This window comes from Rhodobacter maris (genome assembly GCF_900217815.1).
GTDB lineage: Bacteria > Pseudomonadota > Alphaproteobacteria > Rhodobacterales > Rhodobacteraceae > Rhodobacter > Rhodobacter maris.
In genome coordinates, this window is sequence record NZ_OBMT01000042.1 from 1 (window position 1) to 2,561 (window position 2,561).

Here is a 2,561-nt window from a genome sequence, read left to right on the forward strand (position 1 = left end):
AGCTGGACGGCGGCACATGGCGCGGGCCGTTCCGGTGGCACCGCCATTCTCGACGAGGGCATGAGCTATGAATCGGTGACGATGACGCTCGCCGATACGCAGTTCGCCGAGAACCGCCTTGAACAGATCCGAGAGATTGCCCGCGCCTTCCGGGTGCCGCCGACGATGCTCTTCGAGCTCACGCGCGGCACATGGTCAAACACCGAGGAAATGGCCCGGCAATTCCTGCAAGTCACGCTCAAGCCTTGGCTCACCTCTTGGGCTTGGGCCTATGCGCGGTGCCTCCTGAGCCCGGAAGAACGCCGGGCGCTCTATGTCGAGTTCGTCACCGACGATCTGACCACCACCGACACGGCCGCCCGCGCGGCCGCCTATGGTCAGTATCGCAGCATGGGCGCGATGACCGCGAACGAGGTGCGCGCCGGGCTGAACCTGCCACCGCACGGCGATGGCGACACGCTGCAAAACCCCTACACCACAACCGGCGCCCCGCCTGCCTCCGAGGCAGAACCCGCCAAGGACACCCCCACCGATGACTGACAAGATCACGCTGCACGCCTTCTTCGGCGATGCCGAGCATTCCTTTACCCTCACCGACCCGATGCTTGCCGAGCTTGAGTGCCTGACCGGCCAAGGCACCGGCGCGCTCTATGTCCAGCTCGTCAACATGAGCTCTCCCGCGCAGGTGCTCACCGAGATCATCCGGCTCGGCCTGATCGGCGCCGGTATGGCACCGGAACAGGCAAAGCACCTTTGCACCACCTATGCCCAGAATCGCCCGCTCGCTGAGCTCTTCCCGCTCGCCTTCGCGATCATGGAAGCGCGCTGGAATGGCATTGCGCAACCTGAGAAGGAAGCGCCCGCGCTCAAGGTGACGGCATGAGCCAAAGCGCCACAATCAACGCGACACCGGGCGTATGGACCCAGCTTACCAGTAAGCCGGTGACGAACATTCGGGTGAACAATCAAAGCGGTTTCTGGGTGCATCTGAAAGCTACACCCGACGAAACTGCACCGACCGATATGCAGGGCAGTCAGCTACTTCCGGGGTTCTTGGCCATTGCGGCAAATATATCTTTGGAAGATATATTTCCACAGTTTCCGCAGGCGGTTCATGTCTGGGCGTATAACCCGCAAGACACCTCGGTTCTTTTGAGTGTCTGCCATGCGTGACCGGCTCGAAGTCAAGGCAGAGCTCGCCGTGAGCGAGGCAGGCGAGATCACCGGGCTTGCTTGGCCTTTCGGTTCTGCCGACCGGGTGGGCGACGTGATCGTGAAGGGTGCCTTCTCGGCACCTTCCGCGCTGCCGATGCTCTTTGCGCATGATCAGGCGCAGGTGATTGGCGTCTGGGATGAGATCGCCGAGACCGAGGAAGGTCTGACGGTGAAAGGCCGTCTTCTGATCGAAGACGTGGAACGCGCCCGCGAGGTGCGGGCGATGGTCCGGGCGGGGGCCGTTTCGGGCCTCTCTATCGGCTTTGTCACCAAGGACGCCAAGCGCGAGGGCCGCGGCCGTCGCATCACGGCGCTTGAGCTTCACGAAATCAGCATTGTTGCGGTTCCGGCCCATCCGGGGGCGCAGATCACCTCTTTGAAATCCAGCCATTTGCACAAGGAACATTCAGCGATGGAACAAGAAGACACCGCGGCGCCCGCGCCGCAGATCGACACCAAGGCGTTTGACGAGATCAAATCCCGCCTCGACAAGCTCGAAGCGAAATCGAACCGCCCGAGCTTCGCCGTCACCGGCGTTCAAAGCCCGGTTATGGCGGCTGACGAGGTGAAGGGCTTCGTGCATTACCTGCGCACGGGCGACAAATCCGAAACGAAGAGCCTCGCCTACGGCGCGCCCTCGACCGGCGGCATTCTCGCCCCCGAAACTGTTTCGTCTTCGATCATCTCGAAGATTGCGGAACAATCGCCGGTGCGGGGCCTCGCTTCGGTGATCGCGATGAGCGTTCCGCTTCTGCAACTGCCGCGCCTTGTGACCGAGGTGCAGCCCGAGCATGTGACCGAGACCGCCGCGCGCCCGGAATCCGAGCCGACCTTCGAACAGATCGACCTCAAAGCGCATGAAATGGCCGTCATCGTGCCAGTGACGCGGGTTCTTCTCGAAGATGCCCAGGTTGATCTGAACAGCTATCTCTCGAACCATATCGCCCGCCGCTTTGGTCAGCTCGAAGCGCAATGGTTCGTCACCGGCAACGGCGCCACCGCTGCCGAAGGCGTGATGACCTCGGCCGAGGTGCAGGAATGTGACGCGCCGATGCTGGGGGTGCCGCAGCTCCTCGACCTCTTCTATACCCTGAAAACGCCCTATGCCCAGAATGGCGCGTGGATGATGAACCGCAAGACGATGGCGAGCATCCGCAAGCTGGCCGACCTCGACGGCCAACTTCTGTGGCAAAGCGGCCTTGCGGCGGGCCAACCGTCGCTTCTTCTCGGGCGTCCGGTCTATGAGGCGCCCGACATGGACGATGCCACCGCGGGCAAAACCCCCATCGTCTTCGGTGACTTCGCCTCGGGCTACACGATTGCCGATCATACCGGGTTCAGCATCA

The 2,561-nt window shown here is 62.4% G+C and carries 4 protein-coding genes; all 4 read left to right on the forward strand.

Going from position 1 to position 2,561, the window contains the following annotated elements; all coding sequences use genetic code 11:
* Positions 1–540: phage portal protein (locus tag CRO22_RS18370; protein ID WP_141399493.1), on the forward strand; the 540-nt coding region annotated here is incomplete at its 5' end.
* Positions 533–883 (forward strand): gene transfer agent family protein, encoded by a 351-nt coding sequence (locus CRO22_RS18375; RefSeq protein ID WP_097071586.1) that lies wholly within the window; start codon positions 533–535, stop codon positions 881–883. The genes CRO22_RS18370 and CRO22_RS18375, both read left to right, overlap by 8 nt.
* Positions 880–1,173, forward strand: coding sequence for a hypothetical protein (locus CRO22_RS18745; protein WP_141399494.1), 294 nt, complete (start codon positions 880–882; stop codon positions 1,171–1,173). Before CRO22_RS18375 ends, CRO22_RS18745 begins: the two co-directional genes overlap by 4 nt.
* Positions 1,166–2,561: phage major capsid protein (locus tag CRO22_RS18380; RefSeq protein WP_097071587.1), on the forward strand; the 1,396-nt coding region annotated here is incomplete at its 3' end. The genes CRO22_RS18745 and CRO22_RS18380, both read left to right, overlap by 8 nt.

Coding starts and splice junctions, on each gene's coding strand:
- CRO22_RS18745 (WP_141399494.1), top strand. CDS start 880: ATGAGCCAAAGCGCCACAATCAACGCGACACCGGGCGTATGGACCCAG.
- CRO22_RS18375 (WP_097071586.1), top strand. CDS start 533: ATGACTGACAAGATCACGCTGCACGCCTTCTTCGGCGATGCCGAGCAT.